General features: G+C 69.1%; 28 protein-coding genes and 1 pseudogene. 16 read left to right on the forward strand and 13 right to left on the reverse strand.

Annotation, left to right across the window (positions count from 1 at the left end; all coding sequences use genetic code 11):
* Positions 1-526 precede the first annotated feature (526 nt).
* Positions 527-2,467 carry an acetate--CoA ligase gene (acs, locus tag ULB03_RS04785; RefSeq protein WP_322482128.1) on the forward strand — a complete coding sequence of 647 codons (1,941 nt, stop codon included), beginning with the start codon at positions 527-529 and terminating at the stop codon, positions 2,465-2,467.
* A gap of 78 nt (positions 2,468-2,545) precedes the next feature.
* On the opposite strand, the gene ULB03_RS04790 is transcribed toward acs, so the two are convergent.
* The 5 genes from ULB03_RS04790 to ULB03_RS04810 form a co-directional block, all read right to left on the reverse strand.
* The gene (locus tag ULB03_RS04790) at positions 2,546-3,052 is read right to left on the reverse strand and encodes an MmcB family DNA repair protein (RefSeq protein ID WP_322482129.1); all 507 of its coding nucleotides are present in this window, start codon (positions 3,050-3,052) and stop codon (positions 2,546-2,548) included.
* Entirely contained in the window at positions 3,033-3,596 is a 564-nt protein-coding gene (locus ULB03_RS04795; protein WP_322482130.1) for a hypothetical protein, read from the reverse strand. Before ULB03_RS04795 ends, ULB03_RS04790 begins: the two co-directional genes overlap by 20 nt.
* On the reverse strand, positions 3,596-4,144 hold the full coding sequence (locus ULB03_RS04800) for a hypothetical protein (RefSeq protein ID WP_322482131.1): 549 nt from the start codon (positions 4,142-4,144) through the stop codon (positions 3,596-3,598). Before ULB03_RS04800 ends, ULB03_RS04795 begins: the two co-directional genes overlap by 1 nt.
* A 189-nt stretch (positions 4,145-4,333) precedes the next feature.
* On the reverse strand, positions 4,334-4,651 hold the full coding sequence (locus ULB03_RS04805; protein ID WP_322482132.1) for a hypothetical protein: 318 nt from the start codon (positions 4,649-4,651) through the stop codon (positions 4,334-4,336).
* A 192-nt stretch (positions 4,652-4,843) separates the two neighbouring features.
* Positions 4,844-5,029 carry a zinc-finger domain-containing protein gene (locus ULB03_RS04810; protein WP_322482133.1) on the reverse strand — a complete coding sequence of 62 codons (186 nt, stop codon included), beginning with the start codon at positions 5,027-5,029 and terminating at the stop codon, positions 4,844-4,846.
* Positions 5,030-5,344: 315 nt separating this feature from the next.
* Here ULB03_RS04810 and ULB03_RS04815 point away from each other — a divergent pair, with 315 nt between their 5' ends.
* From ULB03_RS04815 to ULB03_RS04835, 5 genes are all read left to right on the forward strand, one after another.
* Positions 5,345-6,358, forward strand: coding sequence for an ABC transporter ATP-binding protein (locus ULB03_RS04815; RefSeq protein ID WP_322482134.1), 1,014 nt, complete (start codon positions 5,345-5,347; stop codon positions 6,356-6,358).
* 73 nt (positions 6,359-6,431) lie between these two features.
* On the forward strand, positions 6,432-7,409 hold the full coding sequence (locus ULB03_RS04820) for an alpha/beta hydrolase (protein WP_322483778.1): 978 nt from the start codon (positions 6,432-6,434) through the stop codon (positions 7,407-7,409).
* Positions 7,406-8,323: a ChbG/HpnK family deacetylase gene (locus ULB03_RS04825; protein ID WP_322482135.1), complete on the forward strand. Its 918-nt coding sequence runs from the start codon at positions 7,406-7,408 to the stop codon at positions 8,321-8,323. Before ULB03_RS04820 ends, ULB03_RS04825 begins: the two co-directional genes overlap by 4 nt.
* 140 nt (positions 8,324-8,463) lie before the next feature.
* Positions 8,464-9,246, forward strand: coding sequence for a TrmH family RNA methyltransferase (locus ULB03_RS04830; RefSeq protein ID WP_322482136.1), 783 nt, complete (start codon positions 8,464-8,466; stop codon positions 9,244-9,246).
* A 1-nt stretch (position 9,247) separates the two neighbouring features.
* A complete protein-coding gene (locus tag ULB03_RS04835; RefSeq protein WP_322482137.1) occupies positions 9,248-9,832 on the forward strand; it encodes a pseudouridine synthase in 585 nt (194 codons plus the stop codon).
* Here ULB03_RS04835 and ULB03_RS04840 read toward each other — a convergent pair.
* The 5 genes and pseudogenes from ULB03_RS04840 to ULB03_RS04855 form a co-directional block, all read right to left on the reverse strand.
* On the reverse strand, positions 9,807-10,331 hold the full coding sequence (locus tag ULB03_RS04840) for an OmpA/MotB family protein (protein WP_322482138.1): 525 nt from the start codon (positions 10,329-10,331) through the stop codon (positions 9,807-9,809). The genes ULB03_RS04835 and ULB03_RS04840 overlap by 26 nt on opposite strands.
* A 170-nt stretch (positions 10,332-10,501) precedes the next feature.
* Positions 10,502-10,720: pseudogene (locus tag ULB03_RS27370) on the reverse strand (flagellar motor protein MotB); the annotation flags it as partial.
* Between the two features lie 106 nt (positions 10,721-10,826).
* Complete coding sequence (locus tag ULB03_RS04845; protein ID WP_322482139.1) at positions 10,827-11,705, reverse strand: motility protein A; 879 nt, start codon at positions 11,703-11,705, stop codon at positions 10,827-10,829.
* Between the two features lie 195 nt (positions 11,706-11,900).
* A complete protein-coding gene (locus ULB03_RS04850) occupies positions 11,901-12,356 on the reverse strand; it encodes a spore coat protein U domain-containing protein (protein ID WP_322482140.1) in 456 nt (151 codons plus the stop codon).
* 314 nt (positions 12,357-12,670) lie between these two features.
* Positions 12,671-13,147 carry a Csu type fimbrial protein gene (locus ULB03_RS04855; protein WP_322482141.1) on the reverse strand — a complete coding sequence of 159 codons (477 nt, stop codon included), beginning with the start codon at positions 13,145-13,147 and terminating at the stop codon, positions 12,671-12,673.
* Between the two features lie 446 nt (positions 13,148-13,593).
* Between ULB03_RS04855 and ULB03_RS04860 the strand changes: the two genes are divergently transcribed.
* From ULB03_RS04860 to ULB03_RS04890, 7 genes are all read left to right on the forward strand, one after another.
* A complete protein-coding gene (locus tag ULB03_RS04860; RefSeq protein ID WP_322482142.1) occupies positions 13,594-13,983 on the forward strand; it encodes a response regulator in 390 nt (129 codons plus the stop codon).
* Positions 13,984-13,989: 6 nt separating this feature from the next.
* Complete coding sequence (locus ULB03_RS04865) at positions 13,990-14,835, forward strand: protein phosphatase CheZ (protein WP_322482143.1); 846 nt, start codon at positions 13,990-13,992, stop codon at positions 14,833-14,835.
* 212 nt (positions 14,836-15,047) lie between these two features.
* Positions 15,048-15,500 (forward strand): cytidine deaminase, encoded by a 453-nt coding sequence (cdd, locus tag ULB03_RS04870; RefSeq protein ID WP_322482144.1) that lies wholly within the window; start codon positions 15,048-15,050, stop codon positions 15,498-15,500.
* A gap of 20 nt (positions 15,501-15,520) precedes the next feature.
* Positions 15,521-16,318: a deoxyribose-phosphate aldolase gene (gene deoC / locus ULB03_RS04875; RefSeq protein ID WP_322482145.1), complete on the forward strand. Its 798-nt coding sequence runs from the start codon at positions 15,521-15,523 to the stop codon at positions 16,316-16,318.
* An 81-nt stretch (positions 16,319-16,399) separates the two neighbouring features.
* Entirely contained in the window at positions 16,400-17,722 is a 1,323-nt protein-coding gene (gene deoA / locus ULB03_RS04880; protein ID WP_322482146.1) for a thymidine phosphorylase, read from the forward strand.
* A 183-nt stretch (positions 17,723-17,905) separates the two neighbouring features.
* Positions 17,906-18,886 carry a response regulator gene (locus ULB03_RS04885; protein WP_322482147.1) on the forward strand — a complete coding sequence of 327 codons (981 nt, stop codon included), beginning with the start codon at positions 17,906-17,908 and terminating at the stop codon, positions 18,884-18,886.
* 98 nt (positions 18,887-18,984) lie between these two features.
* On the forward strand, positions 18,985-20,118 hold the full coding sequence (locus ULB03_RS04890) for a cation diffusion facilitator family transporter (protein WP_322482148.1): 1,134 nt from the start codon (positions 18,985-18,987) through the stop codon (positions 20,116-20,118).
* A 91-nt stretch (positions 20,119-20,209) separates the two neighbouring features.
* Here the strand turns inward: ULB03_RS04890 and ULB03_RS04895 are convergent, their stop codons facing one another.
* The 3 genes from ULB03_RS04895 to ULB03_RS04905 all read right to left on the reverse strand — a co-directional run bounded on the left by ULB03_RS04895 (position 20,210) and on the right by ULB03_RS04905 (position 22,050).
* Positions 20,210-20,557 (reverse strand): hypothetical protein, encoded by a 348-nt coding sequence (locus ULB03_RS04895; protein ID WP_322482149.1) that lies wholly within the window; start codon positions 20,555-20,557, stop codon positions 20,210-20,212.
* A gap of 67 nt (positions 20,558-20,624) precedes the next feature.
* Positions 20,625-21,392 (reverse strand): methyltransferase domain-containing protein, encoded by a 768-nt coding sequence (locus ULB03_RS04900; protein WP_322482150.1) that lies wholly within the window; start codon positions 21,390-21,392, stop codon positions 20,625-20,627.
* Positions 21,393-21,456: 64 nt separating this feature from the next.
* Positions 21,457-22,050: a TVP38/TMEM64 family protein gene (locus tag ULB03_RS04905; RefSeq protein WP_322483779.1), complete on the reverse strand. Its 594-nt coding sequence runs from the start codon at positions 22,048-22,050 to the stop codon at positions 21,457-21,459.
* A 258-nt stretch (positions 22,051-22,308) separates the two neighbouring features.
* Between ULB03_RS04905 and rpmH the strand changes: the two genes are divergently transcribed.
* The 3 genes from rpmH to yidD are packed head-to-tail and all read left to right on the forward strand — an operon-like array spanning position 22,309 to position 23,284.
* The gene (gene rpmH, locus ULB03_RS04910) at positions 22,309-22,443 is read left to right on the forward strand and encodes a 50S ribosomal protein L34 (protein WP_044558639.1); all 135 of its coding nucleotides are present in this window, start codon (positions 22,309-22,311) and stop codon (positions 22,441-22,443) included.
* 8 nt (positions 22,444-22,451) lie between these two features.
* Positions 22,452-22,913, forward strand: coding sequence for a ribonuclease P protein component (rnpA, locus tag ULB03_RS04915; protein WP_322482151.1), 462 nt, complete (start codon positions 22,452-22,454; stop codon positions 22,911-22,913).
* Positions 22,910-23,284 (forward strand): membrane protein insertion efficiency factor YidD, encoded by a 375-nt coding sequence (gene yidD, locus ULB03_RS04920; protein WP_322482152.1) that lies wholly within the window; start codon positions 22,910-22,912, stop codon positions 23,282-23,284. The genes rnpA and yidD overlap by 4 nt, the downstream gene beginning before the upstream one ends.

Consider the following 23,284-nt stretch of genomic DNA (forward strand, 5'->3'; position numbering starts at 1 on the left):
GTCGCTGGGCGCCCGCCGATGACAATAACAGCCCAATCAATAACACAAAATGAACACGCGCGGCAGCGGCGCCAATGGGGAGGGGAGGGGAAATCACCCGACCGCTCCGCAACCTCCAGGGGCAGCCCCCAGGAGCCCCCTTGGGCGCCGCCCTGAACGGTTGGTGGGGTGATCTATGTCATGGCCCCATCGCCGTCGATGGTTTCCCATGGCACGACTCCGCCGAAAAAACAGGGCGAACCCCAAGGCGCCCCCAAAGGAGCACGCCTGGGCCTGGCGCGAAATTTACCAGCTTCCGCAACGGCCTGGCGCTTGTGGAATGCAGGTGCAAGAGGGATACTCGGGCCGGTAAGCGATGGCCATCGCCGCCGGGCATGGACTAGACAATGCCGGCCAGCGCCCCCCGATGCGGAGGGGGCACGCCGGACAGGGATGGCGGCTTCGGAAGGGGTACACCCGCGAAGGGGTGGTCCCACCCCAAGCCCCGGCAGGCGACAAACACATCAGGGAAGGAAACCAAGGTCCCATGAGCAACAACACCCTGTTCCCCGTTCCCGACGCGGTGGCGGCAGACGCCTGGGTCGACGCGACGAAATACCAGCAGATGTATGACCGCTCGATCAGCGATCCGGACGGGTTCTGGGGCGAGCATGGCCGCCGGCTGGACTGGATCCAGCCCTATACCAAGGTGAAGAACACCAGTTTCACCGGCGATGTCTCCATCCGCTGGTACGAGGACGGCGTGCTGAACGCCTGCGCCAACTGCGTGGACCGCCACCTGCCGGCCCGCGCCGACCAAACCGCCATCCTGTGGGAGGGCGACAGCCCGTCCGAACACAAGCACATCACCTATTCCGAGCTGTACGACAACGTCACCCGCCTGGCCAACGTGCTGAAGGCGCGCGGCGTGAAGAAGGGCGACCGGGTCACCATCTACCTGCCCATGATCCCGGAGGCGGCTTACGCTATGCTGGCCTGCGCCCGCATCGGCGCCGTCCATTCCGTGGTGTTCGGCGGCTTCTCCCCCGACAGCCTGAAGGACCGGGTGCAGGACTGCGGCAGCAGCGTGGTCATCACCGCCGACGAGGGCCTGCGCGGTGGTCGCAAGGTGGGCCTGAAGGTCAACGCCGACCAGGCGCTGAAGTCCTGCCCCAGCGTGGACACGGTCATCGTCGTGCGCCGCACCGGCGGGGCCGTGCAGTGGGTCGAAGGCCGGGACATCTGGTATCACGAGGCGGTGGCCGCGGCCTCGCCCGACTGCCCGCCGGAGCCGATGAACGCGGAGGACCCGCTGTTCATCCTGTACACCTCCGGCTCCACCGGCAAGCCCAAGGGCGTGCTGCACACCACCGGCGGCTATCTGGTCTACGCCAGCATGACTCACCAGTACGTCTTCGATTACCACGAGGGCGACATTTACTGGTGCACGGCCGACGTGGGCTGGGTCACCGGCCACAGCTACATCCTGTACGGGCCGTTGGCCAACGGCGCCGTGACCCTGATGTTCGAGGGTGTGCCCAATTATCCGGACAGCGGCCGGTTCTGGGAAGTCATCGACAAGCACAAGGTCAACATCTTCTACACCGCCCCCACCGCCATCCGCGCCCTGATGCGCGAGGGCGAGGGGCCGGTGAAGCGCCACAGCCGCAAGAGCCTGCGCCTGCTGGGCTCGGTGGGGGAGCCCATCAACCCCGAGGCCTGGCTGTGGTACCACTCCGTGGTGGGGGATGAGCGTTGCCCCATCGTCGACACCTGGTGGCAGACGGAAACCGGCGGCATCCTGATCACCCCGCTGCCCGGCGCCACCGCCACGAAGCCGGGCTCGGCCACCCGCCCGTTCTTCGGCGTGAAGCCCGTGATCGTCGACAACGAGGGTCATGTGCTGGAAGGCGCCACCGAGGGCAACCTCTGCATCGCCGACAGCTGGCCTGGCCAGATGCGCACCGTGTTCGGCGACCACGAGCGCTTCAAGCAGACCTATTTCTCCACCTTCGCCGGCAAGTACTTCACCGGCGACGGCTGCCGCCGGGACGAGGACGGCTATTACTGGATCACCGGCCGCGTGGACGACGTCATCAACGTCTCCGGCCACCGCCTGGGCACGGCCGAGGTGGAAAGCGCGTTGGTCGCCCATCCCAAGGTGGCGGAGGCCGCCGTCGTCGGCTACCCGCACGACATCAAGGGCCAGGGCATCTACGCCTACGTCACCCTGAACGCCGGGGAAAGCCCGTCGGAGGAGTTGCGCAAGGAACTGGTGGCCTGGGTGCGCAAGGAGATCGGCCCCATCGCCACGCCCGACCTGATCCAGTGGGCGCCGGGCCTGCCCAAGACCCGCTCGGGCAAGATCATGCGCCGCATCCTGCGCAAGATCGCCGCCAACGAGCATGAAGCGTTGGGCGACACCTCCACCCTGGCCGATCCCACGGTCGTCACCGACCTGGTGGACAGCCGCATGAACCGGGGCTGAGGCACCGGATCAGGGGTAGAAGCAAAGGCCGGCCAGGGCACCTTGGCCGGCCTTTTTCCTGGCCTCATGCCGTGCGTGTCACAACGCCGTCGGCCGGGGGTCTTCCACCTGGTGCAGGCGCTGGAAGGCCTGCATGGCGACGCGCAGCAGCAGGGTCTTGCGTCGCGCGGCGTTCAGCTTGACCTCGGGTCCCTCGCGCAGGATTTCCGCGCCATAGCCATCGGCCACGATCAGGCCGCACTCCTCAGGGATCAGTTCCTGGGGAAAGTCCTCGCCCACGGCGAAGTAGAAGCGGTCGCAGAACTCCAGGTAATCGCCCCATTTGTGGTCGGCGCGGAAATCGGCGACGGAGCTTTTGATCTCGACGATGGTGACGGTGCCGTCGCCGGCCAGAGCCAGGATGTCGGCGCGGCGGTTGTTGGCCAGCGGCACCTCCAGCATGGAGCGCATGCCGCGGTGGACCAGCATGCGGCGCACGCCCCGCGCCAGCAGCAGGGCGCGCTCCATGCCCGGCCGGCCGAAGAAGGGCGGCACGGTGGCGGGAATGACGAAGTCGGCCGCGTCGTTATCGGAAGGCACGGACATGGGGCCCTGATCCCCGCTTGAAGCGCTCCACCTTCTGGACGCGATAGCCCAGGCCGGTGGGAAAGCGCTGTTCGGCACGGAAACGGGCGTCGCGATCCGTGGTGGCGCCCAGCAGGTAGACCCGGGCACCGCCATCCCCGCCGGGGGTTTCCGGCTCGCCCCCGTTGGCGGCCATCCCGGCCACGGGGGCCACGGTCACCTCCCACAGGCGGCCATGCACCAGCACCGCCTTGTCCGGCACGATCAGGCGGCGGCGCGGCGCGGACTGCAATTCACGCAGCTTGGCGTCGGCCTCGGTGCGCACGGCGCGCAGTTCCGCCACCGCGTCTTCCAGGGCGGCGACCTCACGGGCGCTGCCCTCGGCCGTGGCCTTGGCGTCATTGGCGGCGGCGGTGGCGTGCCCCAATTCCTCCTCCAGACGGCCCAGCCGGCGCTCCCGCGTCCGGCGGTCCTCCTCGATACTGCGGGCGGTCAGCGTGAACTGGATGAGCGAATACATCAACAGGACGATCAGCCCGATGTTGGCGAGCAGCGCGGCCGACATCACGAGGCCACCAGTTGCTGGGGCGCGGCGTCCCGCGCCTGCAGCATGGACAGGGTGAAGCCCGCCGTCTCCGGAAAGGCCTGGCGGGCAATACGCAGGGCCTCCGCCTGGTTGTCGGCCCACACCTCGACCAGATGCGGGCACCCGCGCAAATGGCTGTGCGTGGTGGCCGTCTGGTTGACGGTCAGGGTCGGCCCCAAGGCCAGGCTGCCGGTGTAGAGCCGGCGGCTGGCGCCCGCCTCCCCCACCTCATGGATCACCTCGAAATTGTCGGACTGGGCGGACAGAAGGCGGCGGTGGGTTTCCGCCAGTTGGTTCTGGATCATGCGCCGCTCTTCCGCCAGGTCCCGGCCCCGGGCCAGGTTCTGGTCGTGGGTCTTGGCGGCCTGATCCAGGGCGGCGCGCGCCTTGGACACCCGGCCCTCCAACTCCGCGACGGCGTTGCGGGTGGCGTAGAGCAAAGTCTGGCGGAACAGCACCATGGCGACCATGCCAATCGCGCCGAGGAGCGCGATCACGAACAGGCTGATGCTGAATTCTTCAAGCACGACCGCGGTGATCCTTTCGGCGTTCCTGGTAAGCCTAGCATTACCGACAATTTTCCACAAATTGTCGCATCGTACCGCCAGACCATACCGCCAAGCCCATCACGCCGGTCCGTTCATGGACGGTTATCACTGACACCATAAGCCGCAGTGCGGCGCGAAGCAACCTGTGCGGGAGCATTTCGCGCGACTTCACGCAGCGCTTTGTGAGAAGCCCTGGCTGGCGATTTCGCGCAGGAAGGCGCGATCGACGGCGGGATAGCGGGAGGGCATCTCACGCTCGATGCTGTCCATCAGGGTGCGCGCGGCGGCCCGGCCGTTGATCTCGGCATACAGCAGGAACCAGGCGGCGTAGGTGCGCCCCAGGGCCACGGCGGCGGCCCCGGCGGCGAGATCGCCATCCTGGGGCATCACCCAATAACCCAAGGCCCCGTCACGGCGCAGACCGACGAAGGGAAGCTTGGCCAGCGGCAGGTGGGTGGGCTTGGGCTGGGAAGGGGTGGGGGCCATCAGGTGCCGTTAAAGACGGGCCCGCCCCAATCATAGCGGTGTGGGGCCGGCATATATACCGGCACTGGTATATCGCGACGAGTCGCGGGCCGCTATCGATGCGAAAGAATAGGGTGCCCGCGCCAGGGCGGCGAACTGTGGATGGCCCGTCCTGGCGCGTAAAAGGCCGGCCCTGAAGGGGCCGGCACGGCCTCAGTGCCCGTGGCCACCCTTGGCCTTGCCGGCCTCGGACAGGACGAAATGGCGGCCGCAATAGGGGCAGTCGATCTCGCCCTTCTTTTCCATGGTCAGGTAGACCAGCGGATGGCCCAGCGCACCGCCCCCGCCATCACACCCGACGGACGGGGTGTCGACATAGATCGTCTCAATCGGCTGCATGGCCCTGGGCGCTCCGTAATATAAAGGTCAAGGGGCGGGACGACCGTCCCACCGACGCCCGGATCATAGCCAAGCGCGCCGACGGATCAAGGGTGAGGCAGCGACGGCGGTGCCCCGTCCCTTCCCCCTCCGTTCCGGGCGCCCATGCCGCCACCCAGGATGGCCTGCCACGGATACGCCAGGGGGGTGTGATGGCCGTGGTTGACCGCCATCAACCGCGGGGTGTACGCCTTTTTGCATCTGGTTTTGTTAGGCCTCCCCTTCATTTCGGGCCCCACGCTTTCCGGCCCCGCCATCATGGACCGTTCCGATCCCATGCCTGATACGCGCGCGCCCGATTCCCACCCCGCCCAACCCGCCCCGACAGCGGAGCCCAACGCCCAGCCCGCCCTGGCGATTGAGCTGCGCGGCCTGACCAAGACCTACAAGGCCAGCGGCAAGGCGCCGGCCAAGCTGGCGCTCAAGGGCATAGACCTGTCCATCCCACGCGGCTCGGTCTATGGCCTGCTGGGCCCCAATGGCGCCGGCAAGTCCACCATGATCAACATCCTGGCGGGCCTGGTGACCAAGAGCGGCGGCACGGCCAAGATTTGGGGCATCGATATCGACCAGGACCCGCGGGCCGCCCGCGCCGCCATCGGCGTGGTGCCCCAGGAACTGAACATGGACCCCTTCTTCACGCCGCGGGAACTGCTGGACCTGCAGGCCGGACTGTATGGCGTGCCGAAGCGCGAGCGGCAGACCGACCGCCTGCTGGAGGCCGTAGGCCTGAAGGACAAGGCCAACGCCTATGCCCGCACCTTGTCGGGCGGCATGCGCCGCCGGCTGATGGTGGCCAAGGCCATGGTGCACACGCCACCCGTGCTGGTGCTGGACGAACCCACCGCCGGCGTGGACGTGGAACTGCGCCAATCGCTGTGGGCCCACGTGCGGGAGTTGAACCGCGCCGGCACCACCGTGGTGCTGACCACCCATTACCTGGAAGAGGCGCAGGAGCTGTGCGACAGCATCGCCATCGTCAACCACGGCCAAGTGGTGGCGTGCGACAGCACCGACCGGCTGCTGCGCACCCTGGACCGTAAGGACCTGGTGGCGGTGGTGGACCAGGACCTGACGGAGGTGCCCGCCACCCTGGCCGGCTTCGAAGTCGCGCTGAAGGGCCGGCAACTGACGGTGCAATATCCCCCCAGCCGCGTGAAGGTGGGGGAGGTGCTGAACGCCATCGCCGCCGCCGGCCTGACCATCGTCGACCTCAGCACCAAGGAATCGGACCTGGAGGACATTTTCCTTCAACTGACCCGCGCCCCTGCCGGCAATGGCGAGGGCTGAGGGTGGCATCCACCCCGTCGTCGTTCCGCGCCGGCGATGCCGCTGGCAGGCGGTCGTCCTGCTTTTGCTGTCCGTGACCGCCTGCGCCACCACCCCACAAGTGGCGTCCCCGCCGGTGGCCGTCACGCCGCACTTGGCCCAGGCCGGGATCACGGCGCGCGACGGCGCCGTGTTGCCCACCCAGTCCTGGCTGCCGGCCGATGGCACCCCGCGCGCCGTCATCCTGGCCCTGCACGGTTTCAACGACTACGCCAACGCCTATGACGCCCCCGGCCGGTGGTGGGCGGAGCATGGCGTCGCCACCTACGCCTATGACCAGCGGGGCTTCGGCCGCAATCCCCGGCCCGGCGTGTGGGCTGGCGGCGACGTCATGGTGCGCGACATGTGGGACGCGGCGGCGGCCCTGCACGACCGCTATCCCGACACGCCCCTGTTCCTGACCGGAGAGAGCATGGGCGGGGCCGTGCTGATGACCGCCCTGGCCGGTCATACCCTGCCGGCCGGCTTCAAGGGCGCCATCCTGACGGCGCCCGCCGTGTGGTCGCGCGGCACCATGCCCTTCTATCAGCGCTGGGCCCTGGCCATCGCCAACTGGACCGTGCCCTGGCTGACCCTGACGCCGCCGCGCGGCTTGGTCCATGTGCAGGCGTCGGACAACATCCCCATGATGATCGCGCTGGGCCGCGACCCCCTGGTGGTGAAGGCGACCCGCGTGGACGCGCTGGAGGGCCTGACCGACCTGATGGACGCCGCCATGGCCGCGGCGCCGGATTTCCGGGTGCCGTCGCTGGTGATGTACGGCCAGCATGAGCAGCTGATCCCGCACGAGCCCATGACCAAGGCCCTGGCCCGCCTGCCCGACCCCAGCCAGGGCGGTCCGCGCATCGCCTTCTATCCCACGGCCTGGCACATGATGCTGCGCGACCTTCAGGCCCGGATCGTGTGGCAGGATATCCTGGCCTGGATCACCGACCCGACCGCCCCGCTGCCCAGCGGCGCGGACGTGAACCCTGAAATCCCCACGCTGCTGGCCGAGGGGCGCGCGCCATGACCGCAATCAACACCTCGACCCCCGACGCGAATCCTCCCGTTGTCGCCGTCAATGCCGACGTGAGTCGTCCCGTTGTCGTCGTCAATGCCGACGACTATGGCCTCTCCCCCGGCGTGTCCCAGGGCATCCTGGCCCTGATTCGCCAGGGGCGGCTGTCGGGCACCAGTTGCATGACCGCCACGCCCTATTGGCCGGAGCATGCCGCCTGGCTGGCGGAGGTGGCGGAGCAGGCGGACATCGGACTGCACCTGACCCTGACGGACCAGGAGCCGGCGGGCCCCTGCCCGGCGCTGGCGCCCACCGGCCGCTTCGGCAGCGTGGGCGACCTGATGGTCCGCGCCCTGACTGGCCGCCTGATGGGGGCCGCCATCCAGGCCGACCTGACGGCGGAGATCGATCGCCAGTTGGATTTGTTCGAGGCCCATGCCGGACGGCCGCCGTCCCATGTCGACGGGCACCAGCATGTCCACCTGCTGCCCGGCATCCGGGGCCTGGTGCTGGACGCGGTGGCGCGCCGCTATCCGGCCGGCAGCGTTTATGTGCGCGACTGTTCCGAACCCGTCGCCGGGGTGCTGGCGCGCGGGGTGGACAGCGCGAAGGCCCTGATCATCGCCACCCTGGCGCGGGGACTGGCGACGGCGGCGGCCCGGCGCGGCATCCCCACCAACCGGGGCTTTCGCGGCGTTTACGATTTCGGCCCCGGCCGCGACTTTCCCGCGCTGATGGCCAAATTCCTGGAACCGGCCCGCGACCGCGCGCTGATCATGGTGCATCCCGCCCTGCCCGATGACGTGCTGGCCGGGCTGGACCCGGTGGTGGCCAGCCGCCAGGTGGAACAGGCCTATCTGGCGGGCCCGTCCTTCGCCGCACTGCTGGATCGCGCGGGCGTGCGGCTGGGCCGTCTTCTGGGTTGACACAAAACCGGTTGACCCCGTCCGGACCCGCGCGCTTCATGCGGCCCCATCACCGCCATTCGTAACGAGGACCAGGGATGCCGGACCCCCGCAGCGCCAAAGGGCCGTCCAAGGCCGCCCCCCAGCCCAAGCCCGTCGGTATGACTGAGACCACCGGCGGTGACAGCGCCCGCCGCAAGACCTTCCGCGTCCTGGGCCTGCCGGCGGTGGCCGCCCTGTTCGCCCAGGACCCGGGGCGGGTGGAGCGGCTGTTCTTCGACGACCGCATGAAGGAGAAGGTGGGCGCCTACTGCGCGGCCTTGGCCCAGGCGCGCAAGGTCTATCGCCTGCTGCCCGCCGATGAGATGGAGAAGGTGGCCGGAACGCCCCTGCATGGCGGCGTCGTGGCGGTGGCCCCGCCCCGGCCCGTCCTGCCGTTCGACATGGACGAGGCGGCGCGATGGGCGGCGGCGGGGCAACCGCTGATGATCCTGGATGGCGTCGGCAATCCGCACAATCTGGGCGCCATCGTCCGCACCTGCGCCTTCTTCGGCATCAACCGCCTGGTGCTGTCCGACCATGGCGAGCAGGCCCTGCCGTCCGAGGCCACCTACCGCGTGGCCGAGGGCGGGCTGGAATATGTGACGCTGTACCAGGCATCGCGCTTCGTCCAGACGCTGCGCCACCTGCGCGCCCACTATCGCATCGTCGGCACCGCCCTGGGCGACCATCCGGACCCGGCGGCCGTCCTGGCGGGCGGCCAGTCCAAGCCCGCCGCCCTGATCCTGGGCAACGAGGAGGTGGGCCTGCCCGCCACCACGCTGCAGGCCTGCAACCAGCTGGTCACCCTGCGCGGCAGCGGCCAGGTGCAATCGCTGAACGTCTCTGCCACCGCCGCCATCCTGGTACATGCCCTGGCGACTTCTTGGGCCCAACGGGGCTGAGATGCCCCGGCTGATCCTGTTCAACAAGCCGTATGACGTGCTGTCGCAGTTCAGCGATGACGGGGCCAATGGGGGGCAACCCCGGGCGACGGTGAAGAATTACGTCGACGTGCCCGGCGTCTATCCGGCCGGCCGCCTGGACCGGGACAGCGAAGGACTGCTGGTGCTGAGCGATCACGGCCCGCTGATCCACCGCATCGCCGACCCCAAGCATAAGCTGCCCAAGATCTACTGGGCGCAGGTCGAGGGCGTGCCGAACGAGGCGGCCCTGGAAGCCCTGCGCCGGGGCGTCCTGCTGAAGGATGGTCCCACCCTGCCCGCTGGCGCCCGTCTGATGGCGGAACCCGCAGGCCTGTGGCCCCGCGACCCGCCCATCCGCTACCGCGCGTCCATCCCCACCCGTTGGGTGGAGCTGACCCTGAAGGAGGGGCGCAACCGCCAGGTCCGCCGCATGACGGCAGCCGTGGGCTTCCCCACCCTGCGCCTGGTGCGCTGGGCGGTGGGCGATTGGACGCTGGACGGTCTGGCGCCGGGCCAATGGCGCGATGCGCCATTGGCCCCTAGCGGGTCTCGACGATCAAGGTGACGCGCCGGTCGGCGGCGCGGTCATGGTCCGGCGCGGTGGAGTCGGCGTTGGCCCCCGGCGGTGTCCCATGCGGCCGGGTATCGGCATAGCCCACCGCCCGCAGGCGGTTGGCCGGCACGCCATCGCTGATCAGCATGCGCACCACGGCGGCGGCACGGGCGGCGGACAATTCCCAGTTGCTGGGAAAGCGGGCGGTGTTGATGGCGTTGCTGTCGGTGTGCCCCTCCACCGTCACCATGCCCTTCAACGATTGCAGCATGGGGACCAGACGGGCCAGCAACTGCTGCCCCTCCTCCCCCAGATCGGCGCGGCCGGAGGCGAACAGCACCCGATCCTTGATCTCGATGGACAGGCCACTGCCGTGGGGCGTGACCTGCACGTCGGGCGGCAGGTCCTGCGCCTCCAGTGCCTGGGCCAGACGCTTGGCCTCCGCCGTTGGCTCTTCCGCCGGGCCGGCCTCCGGAAGGGCGTCGGCGGGCGGGCGTTGCGGCGGGTACACCGGGACGGGGGGAAGGTGGGGCTGGTGGTGGAGGCCGCCGTCGGATTCTTGGCCATATCCCGGGCGGGCGCCCCGATGGGATCGGCGGTGACGGCCACGCGGCCGGCACCCGGCTGGTTGTTGTCGGACTTCAGCTTCAGCCGGCCGTTGATGCCCAGGATGGCCACCATGCCCAGGAACACGACCATCAGCAGGGTGACCATGTCCATGTAGCTGATGACCCACTCCTCCGACTCCTCCGCCGGTTCGCCGGGCATGCGGCCCGGAACCGTGCGGTTATGGGCCAGCCGGCCCCCCCGGACACGGACATCGGGACGGGCGGGGGACTTGGGTGCGGGGGGCCTGGGTGTGGGAGACGGGGCGGTAGCGGATTTGGCCGCCCCCGGCATGACGGGGGGCGGGACGGGAACACCGGAGGCGTAGACACGGGCGGTATGCCGGGGCTTGGGCGGCGGCGGATCGCCACCGCCATTGCCGGCGCCGCTGGACTGGTCGCTAGGCGCCACCCCAGTCCTCCTCCCGCGCGTCGCGCAGGTAATGGTCCAGGCTGTCCTGGATCAGGGTGGGGGAGCGGCCGAGATGGGTCAGCACCACCCCTTCCAACAGCACGTTCATCAGGGCGACCCGCCGGCCGGTGCGCTGCTCCAGCTTGATGGCGATGGGCTTGAACACCAGGTTGGCCAGGACAAGGCCGTACAGCGTGGCCAGCATGGCCACCGCCATGCTGGCGCCGATCAGGCCGATGTCGCCCTCGCCCAGGTGCTTCAGCATGCCGACCATGCCGGCCAGCGTACCCAGCAGGCCGAAGGCGGGGGAGAAGGTCGCCAGCGTGCGGAAAAAGCGCGATTGCCCGGCCTCCAGCTCCATCTGTTTCTGGATGCGCCAGTTCATGACCTGCAGCAGGTCCTCCAGCGGCTGTCCATCCACCACCATCTGCAGGCCCAGGCGCAGGAAGGGGTGGGCCACGCGCTGGGCCCGTTCGTCCGCCGCCTGGATGCGCTTCTCATAAAGAGGACGGGCGACCTCCATCAACTCGGCAACGTCGGCGCGGATGCTGTCGCGGTCGCGCACGATGCCGACCAGGGCGCCCAGGGCGGCGCGGATCTCGTCCCCGCGAAAGGCCAGCAGCGCGACGCAGACGACACCGCCCAGCACGATGACCAGGCCCTCGGGATTATAATAGAAATGCCAACTGCCGCCGGCGGAGACGACGAACCACAGCAGGACGATGGTGGCCAGCACCCCCGCCAGCGTCGTGCCGATGAAGCGCGAGGTGACGCCGCTGCCCTTGGCGCGCCCATCACCGGCGCCCTGGCCCCCTCTGGCGGCCGGCGCATTCCGCGCCGGGCGCGCGCCCCGTTCATTCACAGTCACGCCCCATACCCCTAAACGGACAGATGCCGCCTGCCCCGGCGGCTCGCCGCCCCAGATTAACCGACTGCCCCCGCCGAATACACCCCGGCCAGAAGATCAAGCGCTGAGGAACGTTTCCCTGAGGGCGAAAAAGCAGCGGCCCCGCCTGGATGACCAGGCGGGGCCGTTTTGCTTTGGGCCGATATGGTTGGCGGCTCACTTGCCCTGGATGGTGATGGTCAGGGTGTCGGTGTAGCTGCCGGCGATGGCCTGGGCGTTGGCGGGGACGGTGACGGCGACGGTGGCGGTCTTGTTGAACTGGGCGGAGGAGCGGACGACGTTGACGCTGCTGCCGCTGGACTGGCCGTCGTAGATGGGGGTGTAGCTGACGGGCTGGGCGCCGGTGGCGTTGGACTTCAGGGTGCCGCCGTTGGCGGAGGTGACGCTGATCTGGTAGCCGGCGCCGTCGTTGCAGGTTTCGACCACGCTGCCGACGGTGACGGCGTTGGAGCCGGTCAGGATGTTCAGCTGGGCGCCGGCGTCGGTGACGGCCACGGTGCAGGTCTGGGCGACGGTGCTGTTCAGCTGGATGGTGCCCGAGGCGGCGGCGAAGGCGGGGGCGGCGGCCAGGGAAGCGACGGCGATCAGGGCGGCGGCGGCGAAGCGGATCATGACGGTGGTTCCTATCGGTTCGGCTGGGCTTGTTGCCCGTTTGCTTGATGGGAGGGGTATCAGCAAACAGGGTGCCAGAACCGGGGCCGCGCCGGGCTAATCTGTTAATACATTGATAAGGTTAATATATCGGATTTATACCGGCCGAGCTTGTCAGGCGTGGCACGGCAACCCTTGCGTTCCGCAGCGGGCGGAAGGCCAGGAATGCAAGGGAATCAATGCATTAGGATTTGCCGTTCGCCAGGGTCGGCCCGGACGCGCGAAAGGGCGCCCCGGTCTGGGGCGCCCTCTGGCACAGCGAAGAAGGGGTCGGCTTACTTGCCGGCGATGGTGATGGTCAGGGTGTCGGCGTAGCTGCCGGCGATGGCCTGGGCATTGGCCGGGACGGTCACGGACACGGCGGCGGTCTTGTTGAACTGGGCGCCGGAGCGGGTGACGGCGAAGCTGGAGCCCGAGCCGCTGGTGCCGTCGTAGGACGTGGTGTAGCTGATGGCCTGGGCGCCGGTGGCGCTGGACTTCAGGGTGCCGTTGTTGGCCGAGGCGACGGTGATGGTGTAGCCGGCGCCGTCGTTGCAGTTCTCGACCACGCTGCCGACCGCCACGTTGCTGGAGCCGGACAGGATGTTCAGCGTGGCGCCGGCATCGGTGACGGCCACGGTGCAGGTCTGGGCGACGCTGCTGTTCAGCTGGATGGTGCCCGAGGTGCCGGCGGCGGCGAAGGCGGGGGCGGCGAACAGGGCGCTGGAGACCAGGGCGGTGGCGGCGACGGCGGCGGCGATACGGCGGATCATGGCAGAGGTTCCCATCGGTTCGGAGGGCGACTTGGGCGCCCGGCTTGTTCATGCCTGGTTATAAGCAGTCCCCATGCCAGGCATGCCGACCCCGATCCGGCGTTCACCAAAATTCAACGAATTCAGCTTACTGTTTGGTTGAACAGGGGTGGATGACTGTCCACCGCCCAGGCTTGCCATGTCGACGCCCCACCGGGTCGCCGCACGTTGCATCACGCCCTTTGGATAGGTTTCTTAGATAATGCGATGCATTATGCAATTAACTGGAAAATCCACTGATCCACCCGGGCCCCAGTGGCGGCGCTTCTTCTTTCGACACTCCCCATACGGGTGGGTGATGGGCGGACACCTGGACTCGTGTTAGGGTCTGCCGGGATATCACATTCGTAAACACCCCGGTGGGTCCGCCCACCGTATCGCCAAGTACCCTCCGGAGACATGTTCCTATGGCCAAGGCCTCTGCCACCCCCGTCCTCGTTGTCGACGACTACGCCACCATGCGCCGCATCGTGCGCAATCTGCTGACCCAGATCGGCTTCACCCAGATCGAAGAGGCCGCCGATGGCGCGGAGGCCCTGGGCAAGCTGCGCGGCTCCAACGTCGGGCTGGTCATTTCCGACTGGAATATGGAGCCCATGACCGGCCTGCAGCTGCTGAAGGAAGTGCGCGCGGACGTTCGCCTCAAGGCCACGCCCTTCATCATGGTCACCGCCGAGTCCAAGACGGAAAACGTGGTTGCGGCCAAGGAAGCCGGCGTCAACAACTACATTGTGAAGCCGTTCAACGCCGAAACGCTGAAAAAGAAGATCGAGAGCGTCCTCGGCACGCTGGAGTAACCCCGCATGGGCCAGAAGACGGGTGTGGTTGAAGCGGCGGCCCTGACGGCCGCCGATTACACCGCCATTGAGGCCGAGCTGCTGAACGATCCGCGGACCCGCGCCTTCCTGGAGAAGCGCGACGCCCACATGCGGAACGTGGGGGCGGCGGCCGGTGGGGATTTGCTGGGCGCCTTGCGGGCCGAGGTCGGCAAGCTGCAGTCCATGAGCCATCAGCTGGGCGATGGCAGCATCGCCATCGCCGGCCAGCATCCGCACATGCACATGATGCGGCAGGAACTGCGGCAGCTGTCCTCGCACATCGAGCAGACGAAGCAGGAAATCGCCCAGATGGTGCCCAAGGATTCGGCCAACAGCCGCATCCTGGCCGCCACGTCGGAACTGGACGCCATCGTCACCGCCACGGAGCGGGCGACCAGCGACATCCTGTCGGCGGCGGAGGCCATCCAGGCCACCACTGAGCGGCTGGCCCGCACCGGCCACATCGACGTGATCGAGATCGCCACCGATATCGAAAACCACGTCATGTCCATCCTGCTGGCCTGCAGCTTCCAGGACATCACCGGCCAGCGCACCACCAAGGTGGTGAACACCCTGCGCTATATCGAGCACCGGGTGGCGGCGATGATCGGCATCTGGGGGGTGGAGGGCAACGGCGACCCGATGATGGCGACCAAGCCCGGCGACACCCGGCCCGATGCCCACCTGCTGAACGGCCCGGCCCTGACCGACGTCAGCCAGGACAACATCGACGCCCTGTTCAACGCCGCCGGCGCCCCGGCGGAGGCGCCCAAGCCTGCCGCGCCAACCGGCCCCAGCAGCCAGTCGGACATCGACGCCCTGTTCGACTGAGTCGCGATGGTGGGCACAGTACCGATCCTACCGAAAGCGGTCCCGCAAGGACCGCTTTCGTATTTGTGGGCCTTGTGATTTCCTCAAGCGTGACCCGCCCCAAGACTTGACCATTTGGTCAGGTTGTGGCGGTGTCCAGGGTGCGGCGGCGCGCGCCTTGCCGCCTCGCCCGCGTTGGACCCAACACCCGCCCCCGGAGCCCAGGCCCGCCCATGTCCGCATCTCCGCCCGCCCCCGTGCCCACGCCGGCATCATCAGCGCTGTTCACGGCCGCCGCCGCCGCGCGCGCGCATGCCCATGCGCCCTATTCCCGCTTCCTGGTGGGGGCGGCCCTGCGCACGGCGGACGGCACCGTCTTCGTCGGCGCCAATGTGGAGAACGCGGCCTATCCCCAGGGGCAGTGCGCCGAGGCCAGCGCCATCGGCGCCATGGTGGTCGGGGGCGGCAAGCGGATCGCGGAAATCGTCGTCATCGGCGCGCCGGCCGACCCGGCCGCCGACGCGTCGGGCCTGTGCACGCCGTGCGGTGGCTGCCGCCAGCGCCTGCGCGAATTTTCCGCCCCCGACACCCTGATCCATGTGGCGGGGCCGGAGGGGGTGCGCGCCACCTTCACCATGGACCAGCTGCTGCCCTTTTCCTTCGGGCCGGATAATCTCAGTTTCTAACGGGTTGAGCTGTTGACGCCATGACCGATCCCCAGACGAAAGAGGGCCAGGACCTGGCCCGCCGCGCCCTGCCCCTGCTGGACCTCACCAGCCTGAACGAGGAGGAGGACGAGGCCACGACCGACGCGCTGTGCGCGCGTGCCGTCACCCCGGCCGGGCGGGTCGCCGCCGTCTGCCTGTGGCCCAGCTTCATTCCCCAGGCCCGGGAGCGCCTGGCCGGCACCGGCGTGCGCATCGCCACGGTGGTGAACTTCCCCGGCGGCAGCCTGTCGCCGGAAAAGGTGGCGGAGCAGACGGCCACCGCGCTGGCCGACGGCGCGGACGAGATCGACGTGGTCATCCCCTATCACAGCATCATGCATTACCCGAACAGCGCCCAGCCCGATGAGGTGCTGGCCGCCACGCGGGAGGCGGCGGGCGATGCCGTGATGAAGGTGATCCTGGAAACCGGCAGCCTGGCCAAGCCCGTCTTCATCGAAAAGGCGGTGGAGATCGCGGTGCGCAACGGCGCCGATTTCCTGAAGACCTCCACCGGCAAGGTGCAGATCGGGGCCACCCTGGGCGCCGCGCGCATCATGCTGGAGGCCTGCCGCGACAGCCTGAAGCCCGACAGCGCCCGCCGGGTGGGCTTCAAGGCGTCGGGCGGTATTCGCGACCTGGACGGCGCGCGCGATTACCTGGCGCTGGCCGACAAGATCTGCGGCCCCGACTGGGCCAGCCCCGCCACCTTCCGCTTCGGCGCCTCGGGCCTGCTGGACGCCCTGCTGGCGGCCCTGGGCCAGGACGGTGGTCTCCCGGCCGCGACCAGCGGGTACTGACGCCCCTCCCATCGCCCCCTTCCAATCGCCCCCTGTCACGGCCCCCTCTGGCCGCTGTCCCCTTTGTGAACGGACCATCCCATGCTTCCCCAAGAAATCATCCGCCAGAAGCGCGACGGCGGCCGCCTGAGCGCCGCCGACATCACCGATTTCGTGCGCGGCCTGACCGATGGCCGGGTCACCGAGGGCCAGGCCGCGGCCTTCGCCATGGCGGTCTATTTCCAGGGGCTGGAGATGGAGGAGCGCGTGGCCCTGACCCGCGCCATGACCCAGTCCGGCACGGTGATGGAATGGCGCTCGCAAAATCTGCCGGGCCCCATCCTGGACAAGCATTCCACCGGCGGCGTCGGCGACAAGGTCAGCCTGCTGCTGGCGCCCCTGGTGGCGGCCTGCGGCGGCTTCGTCCCCATGTTGTCCGGGCGGGGCCTGGGCCACACCGGCGGCACCTTCGACAAGATGGAAAGCATCCCCGGTTATGTCGTACAGCCGGATCTGGAAACGCTGCGCCGGGTGGTGCGGGAGGTGGGCTGCGCCGTCATCGGCGCCACATCCGACCTGGCCCCGGCTGATCGGCGTCTCTATTCCATCCGCGACGTGACCGCGACGGTGGAGAGCATCGACCTCATTACCGCCTCCATCCTGTCCAAGAAGCTGGCCGCCGGCCTGGACGGCCTGGTGATGGATGTGAAGTTCGGCAGCGGCGCCTTCATGGCGCAGTATGACAAGGCGGAGGCGCTGGCCCGCAGCATCGCCACCGTGGCGCGGGGGGCCGGACTGCCCACCGTGTCGTTGCTGACCGATATGAACGAGGTGCTGGGCACCACCGCCGGCAACGCGGTGGAGGTGGCGGAGTGCGTGGCCATCCTGAGGGGTGAGGCGCCCGAATCCCGACTGTGGGAAGTGACGCGCGACCTGACGGCGGAGTTGATCCTGCTGGGCAATCTCGCCGCCGACCTCACCGAGGCCCGCGCCAAGGTGGACCGGGCACTGGCCGACGGCAGCGCCGCCGACCGCTTTAGCCGCATGGTGGCGGCGCTGGGCGGCCCCGCCGACTTCCTGGAACGGTCGGAAGCGTACCTGGTGGCGGCCCCGGTGGTGCGCGACATCCATGCCGCCGAAGCCGGCACCGTCACCGCCATCGACACCCGCGCCGTGGGCATCGCCGTGGTGGCGCTGGGCGGCGGGCGTACCCGGCCGCAGGATGGCGTGGACCACCGCGTGGGCTTCACCGCCATCGCGGGCCTGGGCGATCAGGTGGGCCCCGGCGCGCGGCCGCTGGCCCGGGTCCATGCCGCGACCGAGGCCGATGCGGAGGCCGCCGTGGCGGCCTTGGCGGCGGCCTACACCGTGGGCGGGGGCGCCGCCCGGCGCGGCCCGACGGTGGCGGACCGCATCACCGGCTGACCCAGGGCAGCGATGGGACCGGCGGGTCACTCCTTTCGAGATGACCCGCCCCCTTCTCGCGTTCATTGCATTATTGGGGGCGAGCGGCCATGATTCCGTGTCGTCGTTGGGCTGTCGGAATGATCGACGCCCACCGGCCGGTCAATCACCCCATCCGTCACCCGCGCCCCTGCCGTCCGCCTCATGTCCCTTGACCTCAGCAAGATCCAGACCCTGCTGGTTGACGCCGACCTGAACACCCGGCGCATCCTGCGCGCCATGCTGGCCCGCATGGGCATGGACAAGGTAACGGACCATGCCACCCTGGCGGAGGCCGCCGGCAGCCCGGCCACCATCGACCTGGTCATCCTGGACGCCGATCAGTCGGATGGGGCGGCGCTGCGCTGGATCCATGCCATCCGCCACGGCCTGACGACGCTGAACCCCTTCGTCGGCGCCATCGTCATGACCTGGAACCCGACGCAGCAGATGCTGATCCGCTTCGCCAGTTCCGGCGCCGACGACATCCTGGTGAAGCCCTATTCGCCCAAGCAGGTGCAGGAGCGGCTGGTCAACCTGGTGGAGAACCGCAAGAAGTTCGTCGTCACCAGCGACTATATCGGCCCCGACCGGCGGCGCGCCCCCCGCGAGGGCCAGGTGGTGCAGCTCATCGACGTGCCCAATCCCCCCCGCCTGAAATGCACGGGTGAATTCGACCGCGTGAACATCCATGAGCTGACCGTCCAGGCGGCGCGTGTCATCGATGCGGAAAAGGTGGTGCGGCACGGCTTCCAGATCGCCTTCCTGGTGGAGTTCGCCCTGCCCGGCCTGTCGACCGAACCGCCGGAGAAGCGCGCCGTGGACCACGCCCTGCGCGTGACCGGCGTGCTGGAGGATCTGGAGCGGCGCTTGCCACCGGGTGAGTTGCGGGTGGAGGCCACGAACCATATCCGCCGCATGGAAACCCTGCTGGGCATCCTGAAAACCCGCCATGCCCTGCCGCCCCACGAGCTGGAGCAGTTGCGCCAGGACGCCCACGCCCTGATGGGCCTGACCAGCCGCGTCGACGACGCGGAAAAGCGCATGAACGAGGTGCTGGCCGCCGTCGCCGGCTATCGCACCCGGCTGGATCAGCTGACCCAGGCCAAGAGCGCGGCCGAGGCGACGCCCGCCACCGCCGGCTGAGGCCTGCGGCATAAGCCCGCCGGCCACCGAGCCCATGGCCCCCTGGCGCCGCCCACGGTATTGTTGCCACCCCAGCCCACCACGGTATGCCGCAGCCCATGGCCCCGCACGATCACGACCCTTCCCGCGCCGCGCCGGCCCACGGCCCGGATCATAGCCATGATCACGGCCACGGCCCGGGGCACGGCCATGACGACCACGGCTGCGCCGGGCATGACCACGGGCACGATCATCACGGCCATGATCATGATGCCCATGATCATGAGGGGCACGACCATGACGGTCATGATCACGACCACCACGGGCACGACCATCATGGACACAGCCATGGGCTGGGCGGGCATCACCATGCGGCACCGGCCGACGCCGGCACGGCCTTCGCCGTCGGCATCGCCCTGAACCTGGCCTACGTGGCGGCGGAGGCGTTCTACGGCTTCGTCAGCAACTCGCTGGCGCTGCTGGCGGACGCGGGGCACAACCTGTCCGACGTGCTGGGCTTGGCCGCCAGCTGGGTGGCGGTGATCCTGGCGCGGCGCCAGCCGTCCAGCCGCTATACCTACGGCCTGGGCGGCAGTTCCATCCTGGCGGCGCTGGCCAATGCCGTGGCCCTGCTGCTGGTCACCGGCGGCATCGCGTGGGAGGCCTTGCGCCGCTTCACCGAGCCCGAGCCCGCGTCGCCCACCATCATGATGTGGGTCGCGGCCGGCGGCATCCTGGTCAATGGCGGTACCGCCCTGCTGTTCATGCGCGGGTCCAAGCATGACCTGAACCTGCGCAGCGCCTTCCTGCACCTGGCGTCCGACGCCCTGGTCACCCTGGGGGTGGTCATCGCCGGCGCCTTGATCCTGTGGACGGGGTGGAACTGGCTGGACCCGGTCATCAGCCTGGTGATCAGCGTGGTCATCGTGCTGGGCACCTGGTCGCTGCTGCGCGAATCGCTGAACCTGGCGCTGAACGCCGTGCCGGCCGGCGTGGACATCACCGCCGTGCGCGCCTATCTAGCGGCCCTACCGGGGGTGACGGAGGTGCATGACCTGCACGTCTGGGCGCTCAGCACCACCGACACGGCCCTGACCGCCCATCTGGTGCGCCCCGACAACCAGGACGGCGACCGCCTGCTGGCCGAGATCTGCCGCGACCTGAAGACCCGCTTCCGCATCAGTCACGCCACGGTGCAGGTGGAAACCGGCCTGGGCGAGCCCTGCGCGCTGGCGCCGGACAGCGTGGTGTGAACGGGAGCGCGGCGACCTAGGGCGGATCGCGGGAGCGCGGAGAGGATAGCCAGGGCCGGACGGCTCGCCGGCGCCTGAGGTAACGGAAAAACTACTCTTCCTCTTTGTAGCACGACGCCTTGATCGTGCCCCCCGCCTCGCACAGCATGCCGGTGGATGATTTGAAGTTGCCGCCGGCCACGCGCCGCAGGCTGACGCCATTGCTGAACTGCACCCAGCTGCCGGCCCCCCAATGGGCGGTGATGCCGTTGGAGAAGGACAGGTTGCCGTCCGGCAGGCGCGACACCACCACACCGTTGTCGTAGTGGATGACGCCCTTCTCCTCCGTCGCCGACAGGCCATTGGTGCACTCCACCACCTGGTCCTGCTGTTCGCAGAAGAAGGGCTTCTTGCCGCCGGTCATGACCAGGGCGTAGACGGCGACCTCAAGGACGGTCATGGGGCCTCATGCGCGTAAGGGGGAAACGGCGCGCGCATTGTCGGTCCTTCCCCCAGCGGCGTCAATTTCACGCCCGCGTGGCCACGATGAACAGCCGGCGGAAGGGGAACAGGGTGCGGCCATCGGGACGGCGGGGATAGGCGGTGGCCAGCGCCGCGCGATACCGCTCCGTGAAATCCGCCAATTCAGCACCCTCCAGCGTTTCCAGGACCGGCAGCATGGCGGTGGCCTTGGTCCATTCCAGCACCGGATCGGGGCCGTCCAGGACGTGCAGGTACTCCGTCTCCCACACATTCACGTGGGCGGCGGCAGGCGCCAGCCAGTCATAATACTGGGCGGGATCATGCACTGGCGCCTCCCTCAGCCGGCCCTCCAATATCGCCGCCCACGGCCCCTCCGCCGCCACCCGCCGCAGCAGCGTGTGGGAGGGGGAGGCGAAGTTGCGCGGCATCTGCACCGCCATCACGCCCCCCGGCGCCACCGCGTCGAACAGCCGGGGGAACAGCGCCTCGTGCCCCTCCACCCATTGCAGGGCGGCGTTGGAGAACAGCAGGTCGACCGGCGCCTTGGGGCGCCAGTGCCGGATGTCGCCCAGTTCCCAGGCGACGCGGGCGTCCAGCAGGGCGGCGCGGCCCAGCATGGCGGGCGAACTGTCGATGCCCGCCACCTCCGCCCCGGACCAGCGGCTGGCCAGGGTCATGGTCAGCTTGCCGGCCCCGCAGCCCAAATCAACCACGGTGGCGGGCTTGCACGGCGGCAGCGCCGCGATCAGGTCATGCCCGGGCCGGGCCCGGGCCGCCTCGAACAGACCGTACTGCGCTGGATCCCAAGCCATGGGCAGCCCCTCTCGTCAGTGAGTCGTTACCTTATACATAGGAAGCGAATCGGGGGCGCGCGACTCAAGCCCGATGGCGGAGGGTACGGATGAGCACCGGCGCCAGGGCCAGCGCCGCCAACGCCACCAGGGGGCCGCCCACCTCCGGCCGCAGCAGCAGGCCGGGGCCCGGCCGTTCGCCCGCGGCCAGCAGGGCCGGCAGGCGGGCCCCCAGCAAGGCGTACAGGAACTGGGGTGGATAGGCGCCCAGCGCCGTGCCCGCCGCGAAGATGGGCAGGGGCATGCGAATCGCGGCCGCCAGCACGTTGATGGCGGAGAAGGGCATGACGGGCAGCAGGCGCAGCACCACGATGACCGCCCAGGGCTGCCCCGCCATCGGCTTCAGCCAGCCCGGCAGCTTTGCCGCCAGCCCGCCGGCGCCGGCGCGGCGCAGCGCCAGGAACACCACGGTTCCGCCCAAGGTGCTGCCCATTACCGACAGCAGGGCGCCCAGCGGCGCGCCGAACGCGTATCCGGCCCCCAGGCTGACCACCGTCGCCGCCGGCAGGGACAAGGCGGCCACCCCAAGGGCCACGCCGACCACGGCGGCCGCCGCCCAGGTGGGATGCCGGTCAACCAGATCTGAGAGATCGTGCAGGCGGCTGGCCAGGACGTCCACCGTCAACCAGTGGTGTCCACCCATCGCCAACACCACAACAAGCCCCACCAGCAAAAGGCCAAGGGGCAGGAAACGCCGTATCCGAGAGACAGGCGTCCGTGATGGACGGGCCGCGTCCACGCTTTCATAATGGCGTGGCACCTTCTCTACAGGCAATGCGGCCATCCTTTCGAGGAAGAACAGGCGCATTGACTCTGCGCCGGGCCGCCACTATACAACGCCCTTCCATTTTCCAGTTTTTTATCCGGAGTATCCGTCGTGAAGCGTACGTTCCAGCCGAGCAAGCTCGTGCGTGCCCGCCGCCATGGCTTCCGCGCCCGCATGGCCACCCCCGGCGGTCGCAAGGTTCTGGCCCGCCGTCGCGCCCAGGGCCGCAAGCGTCTGTCGGCCTAAGGCCGAAGATGGCGCCCCGGCGCGCAGCCGTGGTGGGGCGCCTCCTGAAACGGTCAGAGTTTCTGGCCGTTGCCGGGGCGCGCCGTAAATGGGCAACCCCCGGCCTGATTCTGCAAGCCCGTGCCCACGACGATCGCCAGCGGCCTGCCGCCGGCGACGTTTTGGTGCGCGTGGGCTTTACCGCCAGTAAAAAGGTCGGCAACGCCGTCAAGCGCAATCGCGCCCGGCGACGCCTGCGCGCGGCCGTGCGCGAGGTGCTGGCCCTGCATGGCAAGCCCAACAATGATTTCGTGGTGATCGCGCGCGGTGAAACCGTGACGCGGCGCTACGCCGATCTGTTGGCTGACCTGACCCTGGCCTTGAAAAAGCTGGGCGCCTGGACCGAGGGCGCCCAGGCTATTGTCATGCCCGCAGCCCCGCCGGCGCCCGCCGGACCGTCTTCGGACCCCGCCCCCGGCGCCGCGTCATGAGCCCGCTGGCCCACCTTCTTCGCCTTCCCATCCATGCCTACCGGCTGTTGCTGGCCCCGCTGCTGGGGCCGCGCTGCCGGTTCGAACCCAGCTGTTCGGCCTACGCGCTGGAGGCCCTGGCCGTGCATGGGGGGATCAGGGGGGCATGGCTGGCCGCCCGGCGTATCGCCCGCTGCCACCCCTGGGGGGCGGGGGCTTCGATCCGGTGCCGCCGGTGTCGTCCGGCCCATCCGAATCGGCGCCGTCGCGGCGTCATTCGCCTGACATTCATTGCTGCCATATGGACGGGGGCCGCGCGGCCCGTTAGGGTCCTGCCGCCGTCTGTTTCCAGAGATTGCCGCCATCGCCGGCCGGGGTCGTGTGGGAAGTGA

Source organism: Nitrospirillum goiasense (assembly GCF_034427435.1).
In the GTDB taxonomy this organism is placed as follows: domain Bacteria; phylum Pseudomonadota; class Alphaproteobacteria; order Azospirillales; family Azospirillaceae; genus Nitrospirillum.

What these genes read in the sequence shown, in the direction of transcription:
- acs (WP_322482128.1), top strand. Translation starts at nt 527, where the DNA reads ATGAGCAACAACACCCTGTTCCCCGTTCCCGACGCGGTGGCGGCAGAC.
- ULB03_RS04790 (WP_322482129.1), bottom strand. Translation starts at nt 3,052, where the DNA reads ATGTCCGTGCCTTCCGATAACGACGCGGCCGACTTCGTCATTCCCGCC.
- ULB03_RS04795 (WP_322482130.1), bottom strand. Translation starts at nt 3,596, where the DNA reads ATGTCGGCCGCGCTGCTCGCCAACATCGGGCTGATCGTCCTGTTGATG.
- ULB03_RS04805 (WP_322482132.1), bottom strand. Translation starts at nt 4,651, where the DNA reads ATGGCCCCCACCCCTTCCCAGCCCAAGCCCACCCACCTGCCGCTGGCC.
- ULB03_RS04810 (WP_322482133.1), bottom strand. Translation starts at nt 5,029, where the DNA reads ATGCAGCCGATTGAGACGATCTATGTCGACACCCCGTCCGTCGGGTGT.
- ULB03_RS04815 (WP_322482134.1), top strand. Translation starts at nt 5,345, where the DNA reads ATGCCTGATACGCGCGCGCCCGATTCCCACCCCGCCCAACCCGCCCCG.
- ULB03_RS04825 (WP_322482135.1), top strand. Translation starts at nt 7,406, where the DNA reads ATGACCGCAATCAACACCTCGACCCCCGACGCGAATCCTCCCGTTGTC.
- ULB03_RS04830 (WP_322482136.1), top strand. Translation starts at nt 8,464, where the DNA reads ATGACTGAGACCACCGGCGGTGACAGCGCCCGCCGCAAGACCTTCCGC.
- ULB03_RS04835 (WP_322482137.1), top strand. Translation starts at nt 9,248, where the DNA reads ATGCCCCGGCTGATCCTGTTCAACAAGCCGTATGACGTGCTGTCGCAG.
- ULB03_RS04850 (WP_322482140.1), bottom strand. Translation starts at nt 12,356, where the DNA reads ATGATCCGCTTCGCCGCCGCCGCCCTGATCGCCGTCGCTTCCCTGGCC.
- ULB03_RS04855 (WP_322482141.1), bottom strand. Translation starts at nt 13,147, where the DNA reads ATGATCCGCCGTATCGCCGCCGCCGTCGCCGCCACCGCCCTGGTCTCC.
- ULB03_RS04860 (WP_322482142.1), top strand. Translation starts at nt 13,594, where the DNA reads ATGGCCAAGGCCTCTGCCACCCCCGTCCTCGTTGTCGACGACTACGCC.
- ULB03_RS04865 (WP_322482143.1), top strand. Translation starts at nt 13,990, where the DNA reads ATGGGCCAGAAGACGGGTGTGGTTGAAGCGGCGGCCCTGACGGCCGCC.
- cdd (WP_322482144.1), top strand. Translation starts at nt 15,048, where the DNA reads ATGTCCGCATCTCCGCCCGCCCCCGTGCCCACGCCGGCATCATCAGCG.
- deoC (WP_322482145.1), top strand. Translation starts at nt 15,521, where the DNA reads ATGACCGATCCCCAGACGAAAGAGGGCCAGGACCTGGCCCGCCGCGCC.
- deoA (WP_322482146.1), top strand. Translation starts at nt 16,400, where the DNA reads ATGCTTCCCCAAGAAATCATCCGCCAGAAGCGCGACGGCGGCCGCCTG.
- ULB03_RS04885 (WP_322482147.1), top strand. Translation starts at nt 17,906, where the DNA reads ATGTCCCTTGACCTCAGCAAGATCCAGACCCTGCTGGTTGACGCCGAC.
- ULB03_RS04890 (WP_322482148.1), top strand. Translation starts at nt 18,985, where the DNA reads ATGGCCCCGCACGATCACGACCCTTCCCGCGCCGCGCCGGCCCACGGC.
- ULB03_RS04895 (WP_322482149.1), bottom strand. Translation starts at nt 20,557, where the DNA reads ATGACCGTCCTTGAGGTCGCCGTCTACGCCCTGGTCATGACCGGCGGC.
- ULB03_RS04900 (WP_322482150.1), bottom strand. Translation starts at nt 21,392, where the DNA reads ATGGCTTGGGATCCAGCGCAGTACGGTCTGTTCGAGGCGGCCCGGGCC.
- rnpA (WP_322482151.1), top strand. Translation starts at nt 22,452, where the DNA reads ATGGCGCCCCGGCGCGCAGCCGTGGTGGGGCGCCTCCTGAAACGGTCA.
- yidD (WP_322482152.1), top strand. Translation starts at nt 22,910, where the DNA reads ATGAGCCCGCTGGCCCACCTTCTTCGCCTTCCCATCCATGCCTACCGG.